Consider the following 22,890-nt stretch of genomic DNA (forward strand, 5'->3'; position numbering starts at 1 on the left):
GACCGCCTCAGCGGCACAGCAGCGCCGCCCGCAGGTCCAGCCGGTCGGTCAGCCGGGACAGGTCGCGCCCGGTGAAGTGCTCCACCCGCTGGATCCGGTAGTGCACGGTGTTGACGTGCAGGTGCAGCGCCTCGGCCGTCCGCGCCCAGGAGCCGTCGCAGGCCAGGAAGGTCTCCAGGGTGCTCAGCAGCACGGCGGAGGCGGCGCGTCCGCCGGTCAGCAGCGGTCCGAGGACGGTACGGCTGTAGGCGGCGCGGACGTCGGCGGGCACCCCGCTGAGCAGCGACTCCAGGCCGGTGAACGCGGCCGCGTCGACGAGGGCGCAGGCGTCCGGGGCCGTACCGCGGGCGGAGGTGAGCGCGTACCGCGCCTGTGCCAGCGCGCCGGGCAGGTCGGCGGGTCCGGCCGCCGCCGTCCCGGTGCCGCCGTGCAGCGGGACGCCTGGCTCGCTGCCCGCGACCAGCGCCCAGACGTCGCCGAGTCCGGCCCCGGGCAGCACGGCGAACGCGGTTCCGTCCGGCAGCCGGCCCACCGCCGCCCCCGGCGCCACATGCCCGGTGACCTCCGCCAGCGCCCCCTCGGCGAGCCCCGGCCGCCGTGCCCCGGTCTCGGCGACGATCACACGGTAGGGCCCCTCGCCGGGCAGCCCGCACTCGCGCACCGCCGCCTGGAGCGCGCTCTCCACCGCCCCCGGGCCGGCCAGCAGCGCGCCCAGTTCGTCGGCGGCCTGGTGCTCGGCCGAGCGCCGCCGGACCAGCGCCTCCTGGCAGCGCCCGAGGGCCGCGGCCACCTCGTGCAGCATCCCGGCCGGGGCACCGTCCGGGTCCGGCAGGTACAGCAGCCAGCGCTCGTACGGCGAGACGCTCTCGGCGGCCACCGACACCGTCACCCCGCGCCCGTCCGCGACCAGCGCGGCCGCTTCCGGGACCGGCACCGGCGCCGCGCCCGCCGTGGCCGCGACGGTCCGTCCCGACGGTGTGAAGACGTACCCGGCGGTCCGGTCCAGATGCGCGAAGGCCGCCTCCAGCACCTCCCCCGGGCCCGCCTCCCGCGCCAGCAGCCGGCTCAGCCGCACCCGCGCGTTCTCCGGCAGCGCCTGGCGCCGGCTCAGCTCGCCCCAGCGGTGCAGGTACACGGTGTCCGTGATCGCCCGGAACAGGATGTGCGCCGGCACCCCGGCCACCGGGACCCCGTGCCGGGCGCACGCCTCCACCAGTTCGTCGGGCACGGCCCCGTGGGTCTCCTCCCCGGCGAACAGCGCGGCGGCCCCGGCCTCCCGCAGGGCGGCCACGAACCGCTCCGCCTTCCCCGGCGCCCACCACACCAGCCCGCTGAGCACCACCTCCCCGGGCCGCACGAAGCGGGCCGGGTCCTCCAGGTCCGTCACGGTCACTCCGCTGATCTCCCGGGTCAGCAGCTCGTCCCGCGTCCACAGCGGACGCAGCCCGAGGGAGCCGTCCGCCAGGAGGTGTTCGACGTGCATGTGCTCAGACTCCTCGCGCCAACCTCGCATTCACCAGGCGAGTACGAGTTACGGCATCGTAAATGCAAGTCCGCGCACGGCGGAACGTCACTTGGTGGATCATCCAGGACCGGCCCTGCCCGGCTCGGTTATTCCGTGCCCCGCACCAGTCGTGCCGGGCACGCGCGCGTTGCTTCACTGACCGCCATGGACCTGAACACGGTGGTGGAGATCCGCGACGCCCGGGACCCGGCGCCCTGGCGCCCCGGCGACGCCTGGCTGGGCGGCGGGACCTACCTCTTCTCCGAACCCCAGCCGCGCCTGCGCCGCCTGGTGGACCTCGGCCGCACCGGCTGGCCGCCCCTGCGGCACACCCCGGACGGCTCCCTGGAGATCGCCGCCACCTGCACCATCGCCCAGCTCTCGCGCCACGCGCGGACCCTGACACGGGCGGCCGCCCCGCTGTTCGAGCAGTGCTGCCGGGCCTTCCTGGCCTCCTTCAAGATCTGGAACACGGCCACCGTCGGCGGCAACCTCTGCAACGCCCTGCCGGCCGGCCCGATGATCTCCCTGACCGCCGCCCTGGACGGCACCTGCCTGCTGATCGCCCAGGACGGCGGGCGGCGGCGGGTCCGGGTCACCGACTTCGTCACCGGCGCCGGCCGCAGGGACCTGGCCGAGGGCGAGCTGCTGCGCTCGGTGACCCTGCCCGCCCGCGCCCTCGCCCGCCGCACCGCGTACCGGCAGGCCTCGCTCTACGGTCTGGGCCGCTCCGGCGTCCTGGTCATCGGCACCCTGGACCCCCTCGACCGCTCCTTCGCCCTCACGGTCACCGCGTCGACCGTACGGCCGGTGCGGCTGCGGTTCCCGCTCGTGCCGACGGCCGGGGCGCTGCGGGCGGCGATCGGGGCCGCCGTGGCCGACGGGGAGTGGTTCGACGACATCCACGGGCTGCCCGAATGGCGGTGCCACATGACCTACCACTTCGCCGAGCAGATCCGCCGGGAGGTGGCCGCGTGAGGATCGAGGTCAACGGCCGCTCCCACGACGAGGAGCCCCGCCCCGGGCAGTGCCTGCGCACCTATCTGCGCGACCGCGGCTGGTTCGGCGTGAAGAAGGGCTGCGACGCGGGCGACTGCGGCGCCTGCACGGTCCACGTCGACGGCGAACCCGTGCACAGCTGTCTCTACCCCGCCTTCCGCGCCGACGGCCGCACCGTCACCACCGTCGAGGGACTGGCCTCCCCCGACGGCGAACTCCACCCCGTGCAGCAGAGGTTCCTGGACGCGCAGGGCTTCCAGTGCGGCTTCTGCACGGCCGGCTTCCTGATGACGACGGCGGCCCTGACCGGCGACCAGCTCACCGACCTGCCGCGGGCGTTCAAGGGCAACCTGTGCCGCTGCACCGGCTACCGGGCCATCGAGGACGCCGTACGCGGGGTCCGGCACGTCGAGGAGCCGGGCGCCGGCGAGTCCGTGGGCCGCAGCCTGCCCGCCCCGGCCGGACCCCAGGTCGTCACCGGCACCGCCCGCTACACCTTCGACGTCGAGGTGCCCGGCCTGCTCCACATGAAGCTGCTGCGCTCCCCGCACGCCCACGCCCGCATCCGGGAGATCGACACCTCGGCCGCCCTGCGCGTACCGGGCGTGCACGCCGTCCTCACCCACCACGACGCCCCCGAACGGCACTACTCCACCGCCCGCCACGAACACCCCGAGGAGGACCCGGACGACACCCGGCTCCTCGACGACACGGTCCGCCACATCGGCCAGCGGGTGGCGGCGGTGGTCGCGGAGAGCGAGGCGGCGGCGGAGGAGGGCTGCCGGCGCGTCTCGGTGGTGTATGACACGGCACCGGCCGTCCTGGACCCCGAGGAGGCCATGCGCCCCGGCGCCCCCGTCGTCCACGACAAGGACCCGGCCGCCGCCCGGATCGCCCGCCCCCACACCAACGTGGTCGGCGAGGCACACGGCGAGATCGGGGACGTCGAGGCCGGATTCGCCGAGGCCGACGTCGTCCACGAGGACACCTACCGCACCCAGCGCGTCCAGCACGCCAGCCTGGAGACGCACGGCGCGGTCGGCTGGATCGACGACGAGGACCGCCTCAACGTCCGCACCAGCTCCCAGACCCCGTTCCTCACCCGCCGCGCCCTGTGCGCGCTCCTCGACCTGCCGCCGGAGCGGGTCAGGGTGGTCGCGGGCCGGGTCGGCGGCGGCTTCGGCGGCAAGCAGGAGATGCTCGTCGAGGACATCGTGGCCCTGGCCGTACTGCGGCTGCGGCGCCCGGTGAAGCTGGAGTACACCCGCGCCGAGCAGTTCTACGGCGCCACCACCCGGCACCCCTTCACCGTCCGCGTGAAGGCGGGCGCCCGCCGTGACGGCACCCTCACCGCGCTCCAGCTGCGGGTGGTGTCCGACACCGGGGCGTACGGCAACCACGGCCCGGCGGTGATGTTCCACAGCGTCGGCGAGTCGATGGCGATGTACCGGGCGCCGCACAAGAAGGTCGACGCCTACTCCGTGTACACGCACACGGTCCCGGCGGGCGCCTTCCGCGGCTACGGCCTGGGCCAGGTCATGTTCGCGGTGGAGTCGGCGCTGGACGAGATCGCCCGCCGACTGGGCCTGGACCCCGTGGAGTTCAAGGCGCGCAACGTCATCGGCCCCGGCGAGCCGATGCTCACCCCCGGCGGCCACGAGGAGGACCTGCACATCGCGAGCTACGGCCTCGACCAGTGCGTCGCCCTCGTGCGCCGGGCCCGGTCCGAGCCCGGCGAACCGGCCCCGGACGGCTGGCTGGTGGGCGAGGGAACGGCCCTCGCGATGATCGCGACCGGCCCGCCCGGCGGCCACATCGCCGACGCCAGGGCCGCCCTGCTGCCGGACGGCGGCTTCGATCTGGCCGTCGGCACGGCCGAGTTCGGCAACGGCACCACGACCGTGCACCGGCAGATCGCGGCCGGCGAACTCGCCACCACCGTCGACCGGATCACCGTCCGCCAGTCCGACACGGACGTCGTCCGGCACGACACCGGCGCCTTCGCCTCCACCGGCACGGTCGTCGCGGGCAAGGCCACCCTGCGCGCCGCCCGCGCCCTCGCCGACCAGCTCCTCGACTTCGCCGCCGCCCGGCTGCGCGTCCCGCGCGAGAGCTGCCGGCTGGTGGAGGAGGCCGTCCTGCATCCCGGCGGGCGGCTCCCGCTCAAAGAGCTGTACGCCACCGCCCGGACGGTCGGCGTGGAGTTCAGCGCGGACGGCCACTTCGGCGGCACCCCGCGCTCGGTCGCCTTCAACGCGCAGTGGTTCCGGGTGGCCGTCGACCCCGACACCGGCGAGATCCGCATCCTGCGCAGCGTGCACGCGGCCGACGCGGGCAAGGTGATGAACCCGATGCAGTGCCGGGGCCAGGTCGAGGGCGGGGTGGCCCAGGCGCTCGGCGCGACACTCTTCGAGAACGTACGGCTGGACGCGCGCGGGGCGGTCGAGACGGCCGCGTTCCGCCGCTACCGGCTCCCGCAGTACGCCGACGTACCGCGCACCGAGGTGCACTTCATGGAGACGGCCGACGCCATCGGCCCGCTGGGCGCGAAGTCGATGAGCGAGAGCCCGTTCAACCCGGTCGCGCCGGCGCTGGCCAACGCGCTGCGGGACGCGACGGGCGTGCGGTTCACGGAGTTGCCGCTGACGCGCGACCGGGTGTGGCGGGCGCTGGATGCCAGCCGCCGTACCCGCCGTCCACCCGTATCGCCCTGATGCCGCTGATGTGCCGGGCGCCGCAGCGGTCCTGGGGCAGGACCAGTTGGGGGCCCGCCCGGTCGAGCGGGGTGTCGTCGATGCTGACACCGAGCAGAACAGGGGCATGGGCGAAGTCGGGGTCGATCTCGGCCCAGGAGAGCAGGGCGTGGTGCCCGTCGGCGCCGGTGACCGCGATGAGGAAACGCAGCCGGTCCTTGCGGCGCACGGGGTCGAAGCCGGGACCGGCGTCGGTGAGGACGTCGTACAGGCGCGGGCCCGTGAAGCCGTGGTGCTGGACGCCGCTGGTCGCGCACTCGAAGCTGACCCGCACCCGGTGCTGGGGCCAGCCTCGCAGATCGGCCGCGGTGAGCCGGGCCGGTCGCGCCAGGTCTCCGGTGAGGACGAGTTCGGCGAGCGTCATGAGCGGCCACCTCCCGCAAGACGGTACCCGCGACCCGTCACCGTACAAACGCACATGCCAGCCTCAAGTCCCAAGTGCGCAGCTCATGCGATGTGACAGCAGACTTACGTCTGGCAAATGCGGCAGTATCATCACCACGCGGCCGTCACCGGTCGCGACAGGGCGCGACAGCTTTCCCCCATGACTCAGAGGAGTTCACTCGTGATGACCCGTTCCGCACGCACGACCCGGCGGACGCTCCAGGTGGCCGGTGTCTCGGTCGCGGCCCTGCTGGCCCTCAGCGCCTGCTCGTCCTCGGACGACGGCTCGTCGGCCAAGACGAAGTCGGATGCCTCGTCCTCGGCGTCGCCCAAGCTGTCGGGCTCGATCACCGTGTTCGCGGCGGCCTCCCTCAAGGAGAGCTTCACCACGCTCAAGGCCGACTTCGAGAAGGCCCACCCCGGCACCACCGTCAACTTCAGCTTCGGCGGCAGCGACACCCTGGCCGCGCAGATCACCAGCGGTGCGCCGGCCGACGTGTTCGCCGCCGCGAGCCCCAAGACGATGGCGCTGGTGACGGACAAGGACGACACGGCCGCCACGCCCACGACGTTCGTCCGCAACCAGCTGGAGATCGCCACCCTGCCGGGCAACCCCGACAAGGTGTCCTCCCTCAAGGACCTCACCAGCTCCAAGCTGAAGGTCGTGCTCTGCGACAAGGCGGTGCCGTGCGGCGCCGCCGCCCAGAAGGCCCTGGACGCCAGCAAGCTCAAGCTGACCCCGGTCTCCTACGAGGAGGACGTGAAGTCCGCCCTCAACAAGGTGGTCCTGAAGGAGGCCGACGCGGCGGTCGTCTACAAGACCGACGTGAAGGCAGCGGGCAGCAAGGTCGAGGGCGTGGAGTTCCCCGAGTCCGCCGACGCCATCAACGACTACCCGATCGCCCTGCTGAAGAACGCCCCGAACCCCACGGTGGCCAAGGCGTTCATCGCGCTGGTGCAGTCCGCCGAGGGCCAGCAGGTCCTGACCCAGGCCGGGTTCCTCAAGCCGTGACGAAGCTCGACGAGTCCGGTGCCGCGGCCGACACCCTCAAGGGCGGCCCGCGGCGCCGGCGCGTCCGGACCGCCGTACCGCTACCGCTCCTCCTCCCCGGAGCGGTAGCCCTGGCCTTCCTGCTGCTCCCCCTGCTGGCACTGATCCTGCGCGCTCCCTGGAGCAGCCTGCCGTCGCTGCTGACCAGCACCGAGGTCTGGCAGGCGCTCCAGCTCTCCCTGCTCAGCGCGACGGCGGCGACCGCCGTGAGCCTCGTCCTGGGAGTGCCGCTGGCCTGGCTGCTGGCCCGCACCCGGTTCCCCGGCCGCGGCCTGGTCCGGGCGCTGGTCACCCTCCCGCTCGTCCTCCCGCCCGTCGTCGGCGGTGTGGCGCTGCTGCTGGCCCTGGGCCGCAACGGCGTGGTCGGCCAGTGGCTGGACGCCTGGTTCGGCATCACCCTGCCGTTCACCACGGCCGGGGTCGTGGTCGCCGAGTCCTTCGTGGCCATGCCGTTCCTGGTGATCAGCGTCGAGGGCACGCTGCGCGCCGCCGACCCCCGCTACGAGGAGGCGGCGACCACCCTGGGCGCCTCCCGCTTCACCGCGTTCCGCCGGGTCACCCTGCCGCTGATCGCCCCGGGCATCGCGGCCGGCGCGGTCCTGGCCTGGGCCCGCGCGCTGGGCGAGTTCGGGGCGACGATCACCTTCGCCGGCAACTTCCCCGGCCGCACCCAGACCATGCCCCTCGCCGTCTACCTCGCCCTCCAGAACGACCCGGAGGCCGCGATCGCCCTCAGCCTTGTCCTCCTGACCGTCTCGATCGCGGTCCTGGCCGGCCTCCGCGACCGATGGATGACGGGAGCGTGAGCCACACCGTGCCGAACCAGAAACCCGCCGACGGCGCGCAGCGCCCACAGGGGCGACCCGCACCCGACATCGACAGCCGTACGGGGGGTGCGGGTGGTGCGAGTCGGCGACAGAACCCGGCCGAAGGCCGGGGGGTGTCCGCCGCACACGGCCTGGACGCCCGCCTCGTCGTCACCCGCCCCGCGTTCCGCCTGGACATCACCCTCACCGCCGCCCCCGGCGAGGTGGTCGCCCTCCTCGGCCCCAACGGCGCCGGCAAGACCACCGCCCTGCGCGCCCTCGCCGGTCTCACCCCCCTCACCACCGGCCACCTCCGCCTGGACGGCGAGGAGCTGGACGGCACGCCCCCCGAGTCCCGCCCGGTGGGCGTCGTCTTCCAGGACTACCTCCTCTTCCCCCACCTCACGGCCCTCGACAACGTCGCGTTCGGCCCCCGCTGCCAGGGCGCGACCAAGGCCGAGGCGCGCGCCCAGGCGGCCACCTGGCTCGACCGCATGGGCCTCGCCGCCCACACCGGCGCCAAGCCCCGCCGCCTCTCCGGCGGCCAGGCCCAGCGCGTCGCCCTGGCCCGCGCCCTGGCCACCCGCCCCCGGCTCCTCCTGCTGGACGAGCCGCTCGCGGCCCTCGACGCCCGCACCCGCCTCGACGTACGCGCGCAGCTGCGCCGTCACCTGGCCGAGTTCGAGGCGGTCGCGGTCCTGGTCACACACGACCCGCTGGACGCGATGGTGCTGGCCGACCGCCTGGTCGTGGTCGAGGAGGGCAGGGTCGTCCAGGAGGGCACCCCCGCCGACATCGCCCGCCGTCCGCGCACCGACTACATCGCCAGCCTGGTCGGCCTCAACCTCTACCGGGGCCGCGCGGACGGCCACACGGTCAAGCTGGACACCGGCCCCGCGATCACCACCACGGAGGTGCTCTCCGGTGACGTCTTCGTGGCGTTCCCGCCGGGGGCCGTCAGCCTCTTCCGGGACCGGCCCACCGGGGCCGGCGCCCGCAACCTGTGGCGCTGCGAGGTGGCGGGGCTGGAGACCCACGGCGACCAGATCCGCGCCGACCTGACCGGCGAACTCCCGCTCGCGGCCGACCTCACCACGGTCTCCGCCGCCGAGCTGGACCTGCACCCGGGTGCCACGGTCTGGGCGACGGTGAAGGCCACCCAGACGCACGCGTACCCGGCGTAGACCGCGCGGCACACGGCAGGGGCCCCGCCGAAGCGGGGCCCCTGCCGTGTCCGCGGACCGCCGCGGATCAGTCCTCGTAGGCGTCCAGCGGAGGACACGAGCAGACCAGGTTCCGGTCGCCGAACGCCTGGTCGATGCGGCGCACCGGCGGCCAGTACTTGTCGGCGGCGGACACCCCGGCCGGGAAGACGGCCTCCTCGCGGCTGTAGGCGTGCTTCCACTCCCCGCCGAGCGCGGCGGCGGTGTGCGGCGCGCCCCGCAGCGGGCTGTCCTCGGCGGGCCACTCGCCCGCCCCGACCTTGTCGATCTCGGCGCGAATGGCGATCATCGCCTCGCAGAACCGGTCCAGCTCGCCGAGGTCCTCGGACTCGGTCGGCTCGATCATCAGCGTGCCGGCTACCGGGAACGACATCGTCGGCGCGTGGAAACCGTAGTCGATGAGCCGCTTGGCGACGTCGTCGACGCTCACGCCGGTCGCCTTGGTCAGCGGCCGCAGGTCGATGATGCACTCGTGCGCGACCAGCCCGCCGGGCCCGGTGTAGAGCACGGGGTAGTGCGGCTCCAGCCGCTTGGCGACGTAGTTGGCGCTGAGCACGGCCACCTGGGTGGCCCGCTTGAGCCCCTCGCCGCCCATGAGCCGGACGTACGCCCACGAGATCGGCAGGATGCCCGCCGAGCCCCAGGGCGCGGCCGAGATCGGCCCGACGCCCGTCTCCGGCCCGGCGGCGGGCTGCAGCGGGTGGTTCGGCAGGTACGGCGCCAGGTGGGCCCGTACGGCCACCGGGCCGACCCCGGGACCGCCGCCGCCGTGCGGGATGCAGAAGGTCTTGTGCAGGTTGAGGTGTGAGACGTCACCGCCGAAGTGTCCGGGCTTGGCGACCCCGACCAGGGCGTTCAGGTTGGCGCCGTCGACGTACACCTGGCCGCCGGCCTCGTGCACCTGGCCGCAGATGTCGGCGACGTGCTCCTCGAACACACCGTGCGTGGACGGGTACGTGATCATCAGCACGGCCAGCTCGTCCCGGTGCTGCGTGATCTTCGCCCGCAGGTCCTCGACGTCGATCTCGCCGTCCTCGGCGGTCTTCACGACGACGACCTTCATGCCGGCCATCACGGCGCTCGCGGCATTGGTGCCGTGGGCGGACGACGGGATCAGGCAGACGGTGCGCCGCGCGTCGCCGTTGGCGCGGTGGTAGGCGCGGACGGCGAGCAGCCCGGCCAGCTCGCCCTGCGACCCGGCGTTGGGCTGGAGGGACACCTTGTCGTACCCGGTGACCTCGGCGAGCCGCTCCTCCAGCTCGCGGATGAGGGTCAGGTAGCCCTGCGCCTGCTCGGCGGGCGCGAAGGGGTGCAGCTGCCCGAACTCGGGCCAGGTGACCGGCTCCATCTCGGTGGTCGCGTTGAGCTTCATGGTGCAGGAGCCCAGCGGGATCATGCCCCGGTCCAGCGCGTAGTCCCGGTCGGCGAGCCGGCGCAGGTAGCGCAGCATCGCGGTCTCGGAGCGGTACTGGTGGAAGACGGGGTGGGTCAGGTAGCCGTCGGTGCGCAGCAGCGCCTCGGGCAGCGTGTCCGCGGCGCTCGCGTCCAGGGCCTCGACGTCCCCCTCGACCCCGAACGCCGTCCACACGGCGCCCAGCCGGGCCCGCGTGGTGGTCTCGTCGCAGGCCATGGAGACGTGGTCGGCGTCGACGAGCCGCAGGTTGACCCCGCTGTGCCGGGCGGCGGCGACGACCTCGGCGGCCCTGCCGGGCACCCGTGCGGTGAGGGTGTCGAAGTAGGCGCCGTGGACGATCTCGACGCCGCCGGCCGTCAGCCCGGCGGCGAGGACCGTGGCGTAGCGGTGGGTGCGCCGCGCGATGGCCCGCAGCCCCTCGGGCCCGTGGTAGACGGCGTACATGCTGGCCATCACGGCGAGCAGCACCTGTGCGGTGCAGATGTTGCTGGTGGCCTTCTCGCGCCGGATGTGCTGCTCGCGGGTCTGGAGGGCGAGCCGGTAGGCCCTGTTCCCGTCCGCGTCCACGGACACGCCCACGAGCCGCCCGGGCAGGCTGCGGGCGAACTTCTCGCGTACCGCCATGTAGCCGGCGTGCGGTCCGCCGAAGCCCATCGGCACACCGAACCGCTGGGTGGTCCCGACGGCGATGTCGGCGCCCAGCTCGCCCGGCGAGGTCAGCAGGGTCAGCGCGAGCAGATCGGCGGCGACGGTGACGAGCGCGCCGAGCTCGTGCGCCTGGTCGACGACCGGCCTGAGGTCGCGTACGGCACCGGAGGCACCCGGGTACTGGATCAGGACGCCGTTGATCTCGCGCCCGGCGAGGTCGGCCGGGATGCCGTCGGCGAGGTCGGCGACCACGACCTCCACGCCGGTCGGCTCGGCACGGGTCTCGATCACCGCGATGGTCTGCGGCAGCGCGTCGGCGTCGACGACGAAGACGCCCTTCTTGTTCCTGCCCATGCGCAGCGACAGGGCCATGGCCTCCGCGGCGGCCGTGCCCTCGTCGAGCAGGGAGGCGCCGGAGGTGGGCAGCCCGGTGAGGTCGGCGACCACGGTCTGGAAGTTCAGCAGCGCTTCCAGCCGGCCCTGGGAGATCTCCGGCTGGTACGGCGTGTAGGCCGTGTACCAGGCGGGGTTCTCCATCACGTTGCGCAGGACGACCGGCGGGGTGAAGGTCCCGTAGTAGCCCAGCCCGATCATGGAGTCGAGGACCTGGTTGCGGTCGGCGAGCGAGCGCAGCTCGGCGAGCACCTCGGCCTCGGTCCGCGCGCCGGGCAGCGCCAGGGAGTCGGCGTTCTTGATCACGTCCGGCACGGCGGCGGCGGTCAGCTCGTCGAGCGAGCCGTAACCGACCTGGGCGAGCATCTTGGCCCGGGCTTCCAGATCGGGGCCGATGTGGCGCTGCTCGAAGGGAATCCCCTGTTCGAGCTCGGAGAGCGAAGGGCGGTGGGCGGTCATTGCGGAGGCCTCCTGGTCTGACGCGACCTTCGAGGGGTACCCCGGCGCGGGTACCCCGACGGCCTCCCCCTCTGTCATCTCAACCTGAGAGCTTCGCCGGTGCCCGCGGGCTCCGGCTTTCACCGTCGGTGAGAGCGGACGCCATCGGCACCCGCCCTGCTTTCCAGAGTGACCTCGTCCGTGCGGTACGTGGGCCTGAGAGATTCCGGGGAGGATTTGCTCCTTCGGCGCCTCCGGTTCGCCCGGAGGACTCTCCCGCACGGGGTCAGCAGCCGCTGTCAGCCTACCAGCGAGGTCTGCGGCCGGGCCTTCGAGTGGCCGCGGCGTTGAATGTGCTCTTTTGTAGTGCTTACGGATGAGTTGCGACCAAGTGGAGGGCCCGCCGTGCAGACCGACATCGATCCGCGCAACCTGATCGGCCGCAAGGCGTTCGACCGCAACGGTACGAAGATCGGCACGATCGACGAGGTGTACCTCGACGACGCGACGGGCGTGCCGGAGTGGGCGGCCATACGCACCGGCCTGTTCTCCCGGGACGCCTTCGTGCCCCTGGAGCCCAGTGAGCTGGTCGAGGGCACCCTGCACGTCCCCTTCGACCGCGCCCTGATCAAGGACGCCCCCGACTTCGGCGTCGGCCGCCACCTGTCACCCGAGCAGGAGCTCCAGCTCTACCACCACTACGGCCTGGACACCCCGGCCCCGCCCCACCCCCGCCCGGACCACGACTTCGGCAAGCTGGCGGGCACGGAGGACACGGGGGCCTGAGACCGACGCGCCCACCACACCGCCGCGGGCAGTCGTGCGGCGGGGGGCGGCACGGTTGGGCGCGGCGGCACCTGCGGGCGCCGGTCAGCGGTCCCACGCCGGCCCCGCCCCACGGTCACGTACGCATCTCGTCCACTGCGACGCCCGGCACCAGGGGCAGCTCCACCAGCGGCAACGGATCCGCCGGCTCCAGTTCGGGGTCGTCGACCCGGAAGGTCCGTACCCGCCCCGCCTCCGCCTCCGTCGGCGTCTCGAACCGCACCGTCACCCTGCCCAGCCCGCTCCCCTGCACCCATCCGTGCCCGTGCTCGGCGTGCCGCACGTCGTGGCCCGCGGGCCAGCGCCGCTCGGCGGCCGCCTCCTGCGACGCCACCGGCTCCGGCACGGCCGCGGCCGTCTCCTCGGCGGGTGCCGCCGCCTCCCCGGCCGCCGCGGCCTGCGCGAACAGGTCCTCCTGCGTGTAGTCGGCCAGCCCCGACACCCCCACCCCCAGCAGCCGCACACCGCCCGTCGTGTCCACCGAGTCCAGCAGCCGCGCCGCCGCCTCCCGCACCACCGCCGGATCGTCGGTCGGACCCCGCAGCGTCTCCGACCTGGTGAGCGTCGAGAAGTCGTACCGCCGCACCTTCAGCACGATCGTCCGCCCGGACAGCCCCGCCCCGCGCAGCCGCCCCACGCACCGGTCGGCCAGCCGCTGCACCTCAAGGCCGACCCGCAGCCGGTCGTGGATGTCCACGTCGTAGGTGTCCTCGACCGACACCGACTTGGTCTCCCGCTCGGCCACCACGGGCCGCTCGTCGTGGGCCAGCGCCATCGCGTACAGCGCGTGCCCGTGCGCCTTGCCGAGCAGCCGGACCAGCTCGTCCTCGCCCGCCTCGGCCAGCTCCCCGACGGTGGCGATCCCGGCCCGCCGCAGATGGTCCCCGGTCGCCGGCCCGACCCCGGGCAGGGTGCGCACCGGCATCGGCTCCAGCATCGCCCGCTCCGTGCCCGGGTCGATCATGACCAGTCCGTCGGGCTTGGCCTCCTCGGAGGCGATCTTCGCGAGCATCTTGGAGGCGGCGAGCCCGACGGACCCGCACAGCCCCGTGGCGGCCCGTATGTCCGCGCGCAGCCTCTCCCCCACCAGCCGCGCCGACACCGCGTCCCAGGCCGCCGCGCCGGCCTCCAGGTCCACGAACGCCTCGTCCAGGCTCAGCGGCTCCACCAGCGGCGACAGCTCGTGCAGCAGCGCCATCACCTGCTCGCTGATCGTCCGGTACAGCCCGAAGCGCGGCACCAGGTACGCGGCGTTCGGCGCCAGCCGCCGCGCCTGGGCCATCGGCATCGCCGAGCGCACCCCGAACGCCCTGGCCTCGTACGACGCGGTGGCCACCACACCACGCGGTCCGAGCCCGCCCACGATCACGGCCTTCCCGCGCAGGCTCGGCTTCGACGCCTGCTCCACCGAGGCGTAGAAGGCATCCATGTCGAGATGCAGGATCGTGGGCTCGTTTCTCACATCTCCGATGCTGCACCACGGCACTGACAATGCCCCGGCACATGACCGTGCCGGGGCATCGCGGGAGACTCCGAAGGCGCCGGATCTCCGGCCCGGGGGTTCAGACCGCCCGGTTGCGCCGCCGGGCCAGCTCGTCGGCGGGGTTGTGCCCGACGAGGGTCTCGCCGGTGTCGACGCGCTCGCCGTGCAGCTGGGACAGCGCGCTCTCCACGTCCCGCCAGACCACCCCGACCGCGATGCCGAAGATGCCCTGACCGCCCTGGAGCAGGGCGTGGACCTCGTCCGGCGAGCTGCACTCGTAGACCGTGGCGCCGTCGCTCATGAGGGTCATGCGCTCCAGGTCGCGGAAGCCGCGTTCCCTGAGGTGCTGCACCGCCGTGCGGATGTTCTGGAGGGAGACCCCGGTGTCCAGGAACCGCTTGACGATCTTCAGGACGACGACGTCCCGGAAGCTGTACAGCCGCTGCGTGCCCGACCCGTGGGCGGGGCGCACGCTGGGCTCCACGAGGCCGGTGCGGGCCCAGTAGTCGAGTTGCCGATAGGTGATGCCGGCCGCCGCACAGGCCGTGGGCCCCCGGTAGCCGATCTCCTCGGTCGCCATGGACGCCGCCCCTCCGCCGCTCGGCACTGCCGTCGGCCGCTGCGGAGCTTGACCGGCCATGCTGCTGTGAAGCGGGTACGGACCGCTCTCCCCGAAACCGTGTCCGGGGGCACCCCCAGCCGTACCGTCGCCGCTGCTTCTCACGCCGACCTCCGTCCTTGACCTGCCTTCTCGACGGTAGGCAGTCACCAGGGGTGCGTCAACGATCGCCACACTCGGCACGCCGAGTGATAATCACCCTAGGAGTGGTTTCCCGTGCCCCACCGCGGGGAAAGGCTAGCCGAATGCTCTGGCGGGAGGCCGTAGGACGCTCTCAATGGCCCCTGGCAATTGCCCGTGAGTTTCGGCTGTGACCTGCCGCGAACCGGCCCGTCACCGACCTTCCGGTGGGTAACGGGCCGCCTTGGTCCCTCACTGGCTGCTGGTGCCGAAGTCCTCGGGCGAGATCTGGTCGAGGAACTCGCGGAACTTCTCCACCTCGTCCTCCTGCTCGTCCGGGATCGCGATGCCCGCGTCGTCCAGCACCGTGTCGCTGCCGTAGATCGGCGTTCCGGTGCGCAGCGCCAGCGCTATGGCGTCGGACGGGCGGGCGCTCACCTCGACCCCGCTGGCGAACACCAGCTCCGCGTAGAAGACGCCCTCACGCAGGTCCGTGATGCGCACTTCGGTGAGCTCCTGACCGACGGCCTCCAACACGTCCTTGAACAGGTCGTGGGTCAGCGGTCGCGCGGGCGCCATGCCCTGCTGGGCGAAAGCGATCGCCGTCGCCTCCCCCGGCCCGATCCAGATGGGGAGGTAACGGTCGCCTCCCACTTCGCGCAGGAGCACGATCGGTTGGTTGGAGGGCATTTCCACCCGGACACCTACGACATCGAGCTCGTTCACACAGCAACCCTAGGCCGTGCCCGGGACGTTTGGGTAGTCGGGCCGAAAACGCGAGCCCGATCCGGCCTGCGCCCGGGTCCTGTCACCGCGGTCACGGCAACCGCACCCCGAGGGCGGTCTGCACCAGCGCGGCGTGCAACTTCACCGTCAGCTCCGCCAGCTCCTTCGTACGGGCCTCGGCGTGGGCCCTGGTCTGCGGGTTGCGGTGCCGCTTCAGCGGGGCCACCACCTGGTCCACCAGGCCGGCCTCGCGGTCGGCGGCGGCCTTCATCACCCGCAGATGGCGCGGTTCGATCCCGAACCGGCCCAGCTCGGCGACGAGCCCGGCCACGGTCACCACCTCGGCGTCGTACACGCCGTCCTCCAGCGGAGCGATGAGCCCGTACGACTCCCACTCCTTGAGGCAGGTCTCGTCGATCTCGGCGGCCGCGAGCAGCTCCTGCCGCCCGATCCGGGCCACCGTCGGCGCCTCGGACGCCGTCGGCAACGCCTCGCCGTCCCGCTGCCGCCCCAGCACGGGCAGCTGCAGGGCCTCACCGCGCTCCATGGCGTCCAGGTACTCGCGGATGACCTTGAGCGGCAGATAGTGGTCCCGCTGCATCCGCAGGACGTGTCCGAGGCGTTCCACGTCCCCGGCGCTGAACTTGCGGTACCCGGAGGGGGTCCGGCGCGGCTCGATGAGCCCCTCCGACTCCAGGAAGCGGATCTTGGAGATGGTGACTTCGGGGAACTCGTCGCGCAGCACGTTCAGCACCGTGCCGATGCTCATCAGCCCGGTTTCCGTGGCGGCGGTGCCGTGACCGGTACCGCCGCTCGGTGTGTGCAGCATGGACCTTCTTCCCTGGGGTCCTCCAGGCGAGATCCGGAGGGTCAGACGCCCTGCCGGCTCGCGTAGAAGACCAGCCGGTACTTGCCGATCTGGACCTCGTCACCGTTCGACAGGGCGACCTGGTCGATGCGCTCCCGGTTGACGTACGTGCCGTTGAGGCTGCCCACGTCGGCCACCGTGAAGGAACCGTCCGGCTGGCGGCGGAACTCCACGTGCCGGCGCGAGACCGTCACGTCGTCCAGGAAGATGTCGCTCTGCGGGTGACGGCCGGCCGTGGTCAGGTCGCTGTCCAGCAGGAAGCGGCTGCCCGAGTTCGGGCCACGGCGCACCACCAGCAGCGCGGAGCCCAGCGGCAGCGCGTCGACCGCGGCCTGCGCCTCGGGCGAGAGCGCCGGCATCTGGGTCTGACCGGTGACCTCGGCGTCGTAGGCCTCCAGACCGGAGATCGAGATCGTGGACGTCGTCTCGGACGCACGCTCGGGGACGGCACCCGCACGCAGCGGAGCACCGCAGTTGGAACAGAAGCGGGCGTTCTCCGCGTTGCGGTTACCGCACCTCGTACAAACCAGGGCCGACATCGACGGATCCTCCTGCCGCGGCTGCCCCGCCGGGGCGTTGGACGCGTACGGGTCGGAGGCAAACCCTCCACCCGCACCTGAGGTTGACGGTTGCCCGAAACCTATGCCGCCGGACTGGGACGGGTCAACTGACGGCGCGCCCTGACCTCCCGAAATGTCACCCCCCGGACCAGCCACCTGGTCCCGGAACAGGGGGCGCTGGCCCTCCGCGTCGGACTGTGCGCGATGGCGAGCGGTCGCGTTGTCGCTTCCTTCTCGCGCGCTCTTGCCGAACAACTTCGCAAACAACTTCACGGGCGATTCCCCTTGACCGAAACAGACCCGCCCGTGGGGCAGGACGAACCCTGACTGAATAAACCGGCCGACCCGGACAACCTCACAACGTCCGTATCCACCAGACAGTTTCCACCACGCACCGGCTGCTCGGTGCGCCGACCCCCCGCATCCTCATGCCCCCGCCCGACGTCCCCCATGCACCACCGGTTCACTGCGCGGTCGACCGAGCGTAGTCAGGCTGCTTCGCCGGTCGCAAGGCGTCCACGACGATCTTGGCCGACCGCTCGACGGTCACAGTCGCCTGTTCCTTCTCAAGGGTCTGCACCACGCCTCCGGGGATGTTGAGAGCCGGTTCGAGGTCCTGCGGCTTGCCGATCACCCTGAAAACGAAGGGCTGGGTGATCTTGTTCCCGTCGACGCTCACACTCTTGCCGGAATCCGTCAGGTAGGTGCCGGCGATCACCCGTACCCCGTTCACCTGGATCGCCTCCGCGCCGGCCGCGCGCAGCTCCTGGACCGCGTCGAGCAGCATGTCCGCCTCCACCGTTCCCTTCGGGTCGTCGACCGTCATCGTGATGCCGGTACCCTGCGCCGCCACGGTGCCCGCCAGAATGCCGAGTTGTCTCTCCTTCTCGGCCGTCTGCCTGCGTGCCTCCGCCGCCTGGTCGGAGCTGCTCTGCAACTCCTGGCGCTGCTTCTCGAGTCCTGTCTTCTCGTCCTCAAGACGCTGAGTACGGTCGTCCAGTTCATCGAGGATGCGGACAAGATCCTCCTGACGTGCCCCGCGCAGCGCGCTGTCGCTGTCGCTGTTCGACGCGACCTGCACCGCCAGCCCGAATCCGAGTCCGAACAGGAGCAGGGCGACGATCAGTTGGGCCCGGCTGACCCGCGGCGGCCACAGCCCCTGGACCAGCCGCTGGCGGCCGGTCAGCCCGGCGTCCGGCCGGGGCTCGGCGGCCTCGGCCTCCGGCGCCGTGGGCGGCACCTCGGCGGGCAGTTCCCTGCGCAGCCGGTGCTCGGGCTGCCTCTCGTGTCCGTTCATGCCGCTCACGCCCGGAAGACGTGGCGCCGGATCGCCGCCGCGTTGGAGAAGATACGGATACCGAGGACCACCACGACACCGGTGGACAGCTGCGAGCCCACGCCCAGCTTGTCGCCCAGGAAGACGATCAGCGCCGCCACCACCACGTTGGACAGGAACGACACCACGAAGACCTTGTCGTCGAAGATCCCGTCGAGCATGGCCCGCAGACCGCCGAAGACGGCGTCGAGCGCCGCCACCACGGCGATCGGCAGATACGGCTCGACGACCGCCGGAACCTCAGGCCGGACCAACAGTCCGGCCACGACGCCCACGACGAGGCCAAGTACGGCGATCACGATGTGCCCTTCTCAGTCTTCTCGGTGTACGGCTCCGCCGTACGTACGATCACGCTCGGTGCGGCGGGCAGCCGGACGTCACTCTCCGTGGAGATCGTCGCCCTGATGTCGAAGTTCTGCTCCAGCGCGTGCAGATACAACCCGTCCACGCTGTCCTGGAACCTGGAACTCAGCAGCTCCCCGTCCCCCACCGCCAGCACCGTGTACGGCGGTACCAGCGGCCTGTTGTCGACCAGTATCGCGTCCCCAGCGGCCCGGATCGCCGACAGGGCGGTCAGCCGCTGGCCGTTGATGGAGACGGCCTCGGCGCCCGAGGCCCACAGACCGTTCACGACGCGCTGCATGTCGTGGTCGCGGACCCGGCCGGTGTCGGAGAACCCGGAGGTCTCCCGGGGGTTGCTGCCGTCGCCGCCCGAGGACGCCTCCTTGGAGTCGTTCACGACCAGCTTCACGCCGGGGCCGTGCACCGCCGTGGCACCCGACAGCATGCCCACCAGGTCCGCCTGTCCGCTGCCCCCGCTCTCCCTGAGGGCCGCGCGCTGACGGGCGCTGACGTCGTCACGCAGTTTGTCGACGGTGTTCTCCAGCTTGTCCGCGGCGGCCGTCTCACGGTCGATGCGGTCGATCAGCTCCTGTCGCTCCTTGGCCACCACGGGTGCCGTCACACGCGCCTGGGCGGCTCCCACGGTCACCACGAGCGCCGCGAGCACCAGCCCGCCGGCGAGCCCGAGCCTGGCCCGGAGGGTCTTCGGCATGCCGCCGCCCTCCCCCTTGGCCCGCTTGCGCGCGGCCGCCTCGGCGTACCCGTCGTCGAGGCTGTGGTCCATGACGTTGGTGAGCAACGACATGGAGGCGTCCGGGCGCTGCGGCCGGGGGACGCTGCTCCGAACGGGGGGTTGCTGCGGCATGCCGCACATCGTCGCACGTCGCGACCAGTACCTCCGAACGGCCCCACCGGCGTGCCGGACGGGCCCCCTCGGGGACACCGGTCCGGCACGCGCGCGTGGGCTCTCTCAGCGTCCGGCGCTGTCCACGATCGCCGACCACTCGTCCAACAGGGCCTGCGCGGAGGCGTCGTCGGGGCCCTCGGCCCACAGATGGGTGACCGCCTCGGCCGGGTCGGGCAGCACCATCACCCAGCGCCCGTCGGTCTCCACGACACGTACCCCGTCCGTGGTGTCCACGGAACGGTCGCCGGCCGCCTCCACGACACGCCGCATGACCAGGCCCTTGACAGCCCACGGCGTGGCCAGGTCCCGCTTGAGGACGTGCGCCCGCGGAATCCGGGCGTCGATCTGGCTGAGCGTGAGCTGCGTCCGCGCCACCAGACCGATCAGCCGTACGAAGGCGGCCGTACCGTCGTAGACGCTGCTGAACTCCGGGACGATGAACCCGCCCTTGCCGTCACCGCCGAAGATGGTGCCCTCCTCGCGCCCCACGCGCGTGAGGTCGTCCGGAGAGGTGGTCGTCCACTCGACCTGGGTGCCGTGGTAGGCGGCCACCTGCTCGGCGATCCGGGTCGTGGTGACCGGAAGCGCCACACGCCCGCTGCGCCGCTCGGCGGCGACCAGGTCGAGCATCACCAGCAGCGCCCGGTCGTCCTCGATGATGCGGCCCTTCTCGTCCACCAGGGACAGCCGCTCGCCGACCGGGTCGAACCGCACCCCGAACGCGGCACCCGAGGACGCCACGATCTCGCCGAGCCGCACCAGGCCGGCCCGCCGCTGGTCGGCCGTCTCGGTGGGCCTGGCCTCGTTCAGACCGGGGTTGATCGTCAGCGAGTCCACCCCGAGCTTGCCCAGCAGGCTGGGCAGCACCAGCCCGGCACTGCCGTTCGAGGCGTCCACCACGACCTTCAGATCCGCGTCGGCGATCCCGGTCGTGTCGACGTTCCGCAGCAGCGACCCGGTGTACGAGTCGAACACACTGGCGGGGAAGTACAGGTCGCCGATCTCGCCCGGGAACGCACGCCGGTACTCCTGTCGCGCGAAGATCCGGTCCAGCTTCCGCTGACTGGCCTGCGAGAGGTCCGCGCCCTGTCCGTCGAAGAACATGATGTCGACGGAGTCCGGCACCCCCGGCGAGGTCCGGATCATGATCCCGCCGGCACTGCCCCGCGCGGTCTGCTGCCGCGCCACGGGCAGCGGCACGTTCTCCAGGTCGCGTACGTCGATGGCGCTGGCCTGGAGCGCGGAGATGACCGCCCGCTTGAGCGCACGGGCGCCACGCGAGTGGTCACGGGCCGTCGTGACGGTCGACCCCTTCTTCAGGGTGGTCGCGTACGCGCCGGCCAGCCGCACCGCCAGTTCCGGCGTGATCTCCACGTTCAGGATGCCGGAGACACCACGGGCGCCGAACAGATGCGCCTGACCGCGGGACTCCCAGATCACCGACGTGTTGACGAACGCACCGGCCTCGATGGTCTTGAACGGATAGACCCGCACATTGCCCTGAACGATCGATTCTTCACCGATCAGGCACTCGTCACCGATGACCGCGCCGTCCTCGATCCGGGCGGCCCGCATGATGTCGGTGTTCTTGCCGACGACGCAGCCGCGCAGATTGCTGTGCTGTCCGACGTACACGTTGTCGTGGACGACGGCCCGGTGCAGGAACGCACCGCTCTTGACGACGACGTTGGAGCCGACGACGGTGTGTTCCCGGATTTCGGCGCCGGCCTCGACCTTGGCGTAGTCGCCGATGTACAGCGGCCCGCGGAGTACGGCGTCGGCGTGTACCTCGGCGCCCTCGGCGACCCAGACGCCGGGGGATATCTCGAAGCCGTCGATGTCGACGTCGACCTTGCCCTCCAGGACGTCGGCCTGCGCCTTCACATACGACTCGTGCGTGCCGACGTCCTCCCAGTAGCCCTCGGCGACATAGCCGTAGACCGGCTTGCCCTCCTTCATCAGCTGCGGGAAGACATCGCCGGACCAGTCGACGGGTACGTCGGCCTCGACGTAGTCGAATACCTCGGGCTCCATGACATAGATGCCCGTGTTCACCGTGTCGGAGAAGACCTGGCCCCAGGTCGGCTTCTCGAGAAAGCGCTCGACCTTGCCTTCTTCGTCGACAATGGTGATGCCGAATTCCAGCGGATTGGGCACACGCGTCAGGCACACCGTGACGAGTGCGCCCTTCGCCTTGTGGAAGTTGATCAGTTCGGTGAGGTCGAAGTCGGTCAGGGCATCACCGGAGATCACGAGGAAAGCATCGTCCTTCAACGCCTCTTCGGCGTTCTTGACGCTTCCGGCGGTACCGAGTGGCTTCTCCTCGTTGGCATAGGTGAGCTCCATTCCGAGCTCCTCGCCGTCTCCGAAGTAGTTCTTGACCAGCGATGCCAGGAACTGCACGGTGACGACGGTCTCGGTGAGCCCATGCCTTTTGAGCAGCCGTAGCACATGCTCCATGATCGGGCGGTTCACCACCGGCAGGAGCGGCTTGGGCATGCTGGAGGTCATGGGGCGAAGGCGTGTGCCTTCACCACCGGCCATCACGACGGCCTTCATGTCGGAAGCGTCCTCCTCCAAGAGATGACGGTCTAGCCGACTTCACCCGTCAAGATTGTCCCGCACTTTTCCAGCGCGGGCCATCGAGAGCCACTACGTCCGGACAAACTCCGGGCTCAATCGGCTGTGGCGTCCGCGCGAACGAGGCGGCGGACCTGCACCACGTAGAGCACTCCTGCCCACCAGTACAGCGTTGTACCCCACCCGGCGAACGCCCATCCGAAAATCGCAGCGAGTGACGAGATCCAACCGCTTCCGTCACTCAGCAGCAGGAGCGGGAACGCGTACATCAGATTGAAGGTGGCGGCCTTCCCCAGGAAGTTCACCTGAGGCGGCGGATAGCCGTGTCGCCTGAGGATCCCCACCATCACCAGCAGAATCAGTTCACGCAGCAGGAGTACGCCCGTCAGCCACAGCGGCAGGATCTCGCGCCAGGTGAGACCGATCAGTGTCGACAGCACGTAGAGCCGGTCCGCGGCCGGGTCGAGAAGCCGGCCGAGGCTGCTGACCTGGTTCCAGCGCCGGGCCAGCTTGCCGTCCAAGTAGTCGCTGACGCCGCTGAAAGCGAGCACCAGCAGTGCCCAGCCATCACTCTTGGGGCCGCCGAACTCGGGCCTGAGGATCAACCACAGGAAGACGGGGACGCCGACGAGGCGCGCCATGCTGAGGATGTTCGGGATGGTGAGGACCCGGTCCGTTTGGACACGCGTCTCCTGGACCTCCACCCGGGGGCCTCCTGTGATGGGAAACGAGCCAACTTTGCTCACTGACCTTACCTCAACGCAAAAAAGCTCTGGCTCTCGGGCTTGATGCCCAAGAGCCAGAGCTCTAAAAGGAGTTCGGCGGCGTCCTACTCTCCCACAGGGTCCCCCCTGCAGTACCATCGGCGCTGTGAGGCTTAGCTTCCGGGTTCGGAATGTAACCGGGCGTTT

At 71.7% G+C, this 22,890-nt stretch carries 18 protein-coding genes, 1 rRNA gene, 1 pseudogene and 1 riboswitch; of the genes and pseudogenes, 6 read left to right on the forward strand and 14 right to left on the reverse strand.

Annotated features, from left to right (window positions below; genetic code table 11):
* Nucleotides 1-7 precede the first annotated feature (7 nt).
* A complete protein-coding gene (locus ACZ619_RS21575) occupies nucleotides 8-1,483 on the reverse strand; it encodes a helix-turn-helix domain-containing protein (RefSeq protein ID WP_469601182.1) in 1,476 nt (491 codons plus the stop codon).
* Nucleotides 1,484-1,669: 186 nt separating this feature from the next.
* Here ACZ619_RS21575 and ACZ619_RS21580 point away from each other — a divergent pair, with 186 nt between their 5' ends.
* Nucleotides 1,670-2,482 carry an FAD binding domain-containing protein gene (locus tag ACZ619_RS21580; RefSeq protein WP_469601185.1) on the forward strand — a complete coding sequence of 271 codons (813 nt, stop codon included), beginning with the start codon at nucleotides 1,670-1,672 and terminating at the stop codon, nucleotides 2,480-2,482.
* A complete protein-coding gene (locus ACZ619_RS21585; RefSeq protein WP_469601188.1) occupies nucleotides 2,479-5,217 on the forward strand; it encodes a molybdopterin-dependent oxidoreductase in 2,739 nt (912 codons plus the stop codon). The genes ACZ619_RS21580 and ACZ619_RS21585 overlap by 4 nt, the downstream gene beginning before the upstream one ends.
* On the opposite strand, the gene ACZ619_RS21590 is transcribed toward ACZ619_RS21585, so the two are convergent.
* Nucleotides 5,132-5,620 (reverse strand): molybdopterin-dependent oxidoreductase, encoded by a 489-nt coding sequence (locus ACZ619_RS21590; protein WP_469601190.1) that lies wholly within the window; start codon nucleotides 5,618-5,620, stop codon nucleotides 5,132-5,134. The two genes, ACZ619_RS21585 and ACZ619_RS21590, sit on opposite strands and share 86 nt — an antisense overlap.
* A gap of 204 nt (nucleotides 5,621-5,824) precedes the next feature.
* Between ACZ619_RS21590 and modA the strand changes: the two genes are divergently transcribed.
* From modA to ACZ619_RS21605, 3 genes are all read left to right on the forward strand, one after another.
* Entirely contained in the window at nucleotides 5,825-6,652 is an 828-nt protein-coding gene (modA, locus tag ACZ619_RS21595; protein WP_469601193.1) for a molybdate ABC transporter substrate-binding protein, read from the forward strand.
* Nucleotides 6,649-7,497 carry an ABC transporter permease gene (locus tag ACZ619_RS21600; RefSeq protein ID WP_469601195.1) on the forward strand — a complete coding sequence of 283 codons (849 nt, stop codon included), beginning with the start codon at nucleotides 6,649-6,651 and terminating at the stop codon, nucleotides 7,495-7,497. Before modA ends, ACZ619_RS21600 begins: the two co-directional genes overlap by 4 nt.
* A 134-nt stretch (nucleotides 7,498-7,631) precedes the next feature.
* Nucleotides 7,632-8,681, forward strand: coding sequence for an ABC transporter ATP-binding protein (locus ACZ619_RS21605; protein WP_469601198.1), 1,050 nt, complete (start codon nucleotides 7,632-7,634; stop codon nucleotides 8,679-8,681).
* A 67-nt stretch (nucleotides 8,682-8,748) separates the two neighbouring features.
* On the opposite strand, the gene gcvP is transcribed toward ACZ619_RS21605, so the two are convergent.
* Entirely contained in the window at nucleotides 8,749-11,634 is a 2,886-nt protein-coding gene (gene gcvP, locus ACZ619_RS21610) for an aminomethyl-transferring glycine dehydrogenase (protein WP_469601200.1), read from the reverse strand.
* Nucleotides 11,635-11,807: 173 nt separating this feature from the next.
* Nucleotides 11,808-11,902: riboswitch (glycine riboswitch) on the reverse strand.
* 116 nt (nucleotides 11,903-12,018) lie between these two features.
* On the opposite strand from gcvP, the gene ACZ619_RS21615 reads away from it, so the two are divergent.
* Nucleotides 12,019-12,399 carry a PRC-barrel domain-containing protein gene (locus ACZ619_RS21615; protein ID WP_469601202.1) on the forward strand — a complete coding sequence of 127 codons (381 nt, stop codon included), beginning with the start codon at nucleotides 12,019-12,021 and terminating at the stop codon, nucleotides 12,397-12,399.
* Here the strand turns inward: ACZ619_RS21615 and ACZ619_RS21620 are convergent.
* The 11 genes and pseudogenes from ACZ619_RS21620 to rrf form a co-directional block, all read right to left on the reverse strand.
* A pseudogene (locus tag ACZ619_RS21620) lies at nucleotides 12,312-13,900 on the reverse strand (DNA polymerase IV). The gene ACZ619_RS21615 and the pseudogene ACZ619_RS21620 overlap by 88 nt on opposite strands.
* Nucleotides 13,901-14,000: 100 nt before the next feature.
* Nucleotides 14,001-14,645, reverse strand: coding sequence for a MerR family transcriptional regulator (locus tag ACZ619_RS21625; protein WP_469601204.1), 645 nt, complete (start codon nucleotides 14,643-14,645; stop codon nucleotides 14,001-14,003).
* 267 nt (nucleotides 14,646-14,912) lie between these two features.
* On the reverse strand, nucleotides 14,913-15,386 hold the full coding sequence (locus tag ACZ619_RS21630; protein WP_026253112.1) for a bifunctional nuclease family protein: 474 nt from the start codon (nucleotides 15,384-15,386) through the stop codon (nucleotides 14,913-14,915).
* A gap of 91 nt (nucleotides 15,387-15,477) precedes the next feature.
* Nucleotides 15,478-16,215: a transcriptional regulator FtsR gene (gene ftsR / locus ACZ619_RS21635; RefSeq protein WP_469601206.1), complete on the reverse strand. Its 738-nt coding sequence runs from the start codon at nucleotides 16,213-16,215 to the stop codon at nucleotides 15,478-15,480.
* A gap of 41 nt (nucleotides 16,216-16,256) precedes the next feature.
* Complete coding sequence (locus ACZ619_RS21640; RefSeq protein WP_469601208.1) at nucleotides 16,257-17,087, reverse strand: FHA domain-containing protein; 831 nt, start codon at nucleotides 17,085-17,087, stop codon at nucleotides 16,257-16,259.
* 190 nt (nucleotides 17,088-17,277) lie between these two features.
* Complete coding sequence (locus ACZ619_RS21645; RefSeq protein WP_469601210.1) at nucleotides 17,278-18,111, reverse strand: DUF881 domain-containing protein; 834 nt, start codon at nucleotides 18,109-18,111, stop codon at nucleotides 17,278-17,280.
* A 5-nt stretch (nucleotides 18,112-18,116) separates the two neighbouring features.
* Complete coding sequence (locus tag ACZ619_RS21650) at nucleotides 18,117-18,449, reverse strand: small basic family protein (protein ID WP_046727248.1); 333 nt, start codon at nucleotides 18,447-18,449, stop codon at nucleotides 18,117-18,119.
* On the reverse strand, nucleotides 18,446-19,357 hold the full coding sequence (locus ACZ619_RS21655) for a DUF881 domain-containing protein (RefSeq protein WP_469601214.1): 912 nt from the start codon (nucleotides 19,355-19,357) through the stop codon (nucleotides 18,446-18,448). The genes ACZ619_RS21650 and ACZ619_RS21655 overlap by 4 nt, the downstream gene beginning before the upstream one ends.
* A gap of 105 nt (nucleotides 19,358-19,462) precedes the next feature.
* The gene (locus ACZ619_RS21660) at nucleotides 19,463-21,958 is read right to left on the reverse strand and encodes a sugar phosphate nucleotidyltransferase (protein ID WP_469601216.1); all 2,496 of its coding nucleotides are present in this window, start codon (nucleotides 21,956-21,958) and stop codon (nucleotides 19,463-19,465) included.
* A gap of 116 nt (nucleotides 21,959-22,074) precedes the next feature.
* Nucleotides 22,075-22,683: a CDP-alcohol phosphatidyltransferase family protein gene (locus tag ACZ619_RS21665; protein ID WP_469601219.1), complete on the reverse strand. Its 609-nt coding sequence runs from the start codon at nucleotides 22,681-22,683 to the stop codon at nucleotides 22,075-22,077.
* A 112-nt stretch (nucleotides 22,684-22,795) separates the two neighbouring features.
* A 5S ribosomal RNA gene (gene rrf, locus ACZ619_RS21670) occupies nucleotides 22,796-22,890 on the reverse strand; the annotation flags it as partial.

The sequence above is a fragment of the Streptomyces sp. NPDC104367 genome (genome assembly GCF_055583825.1).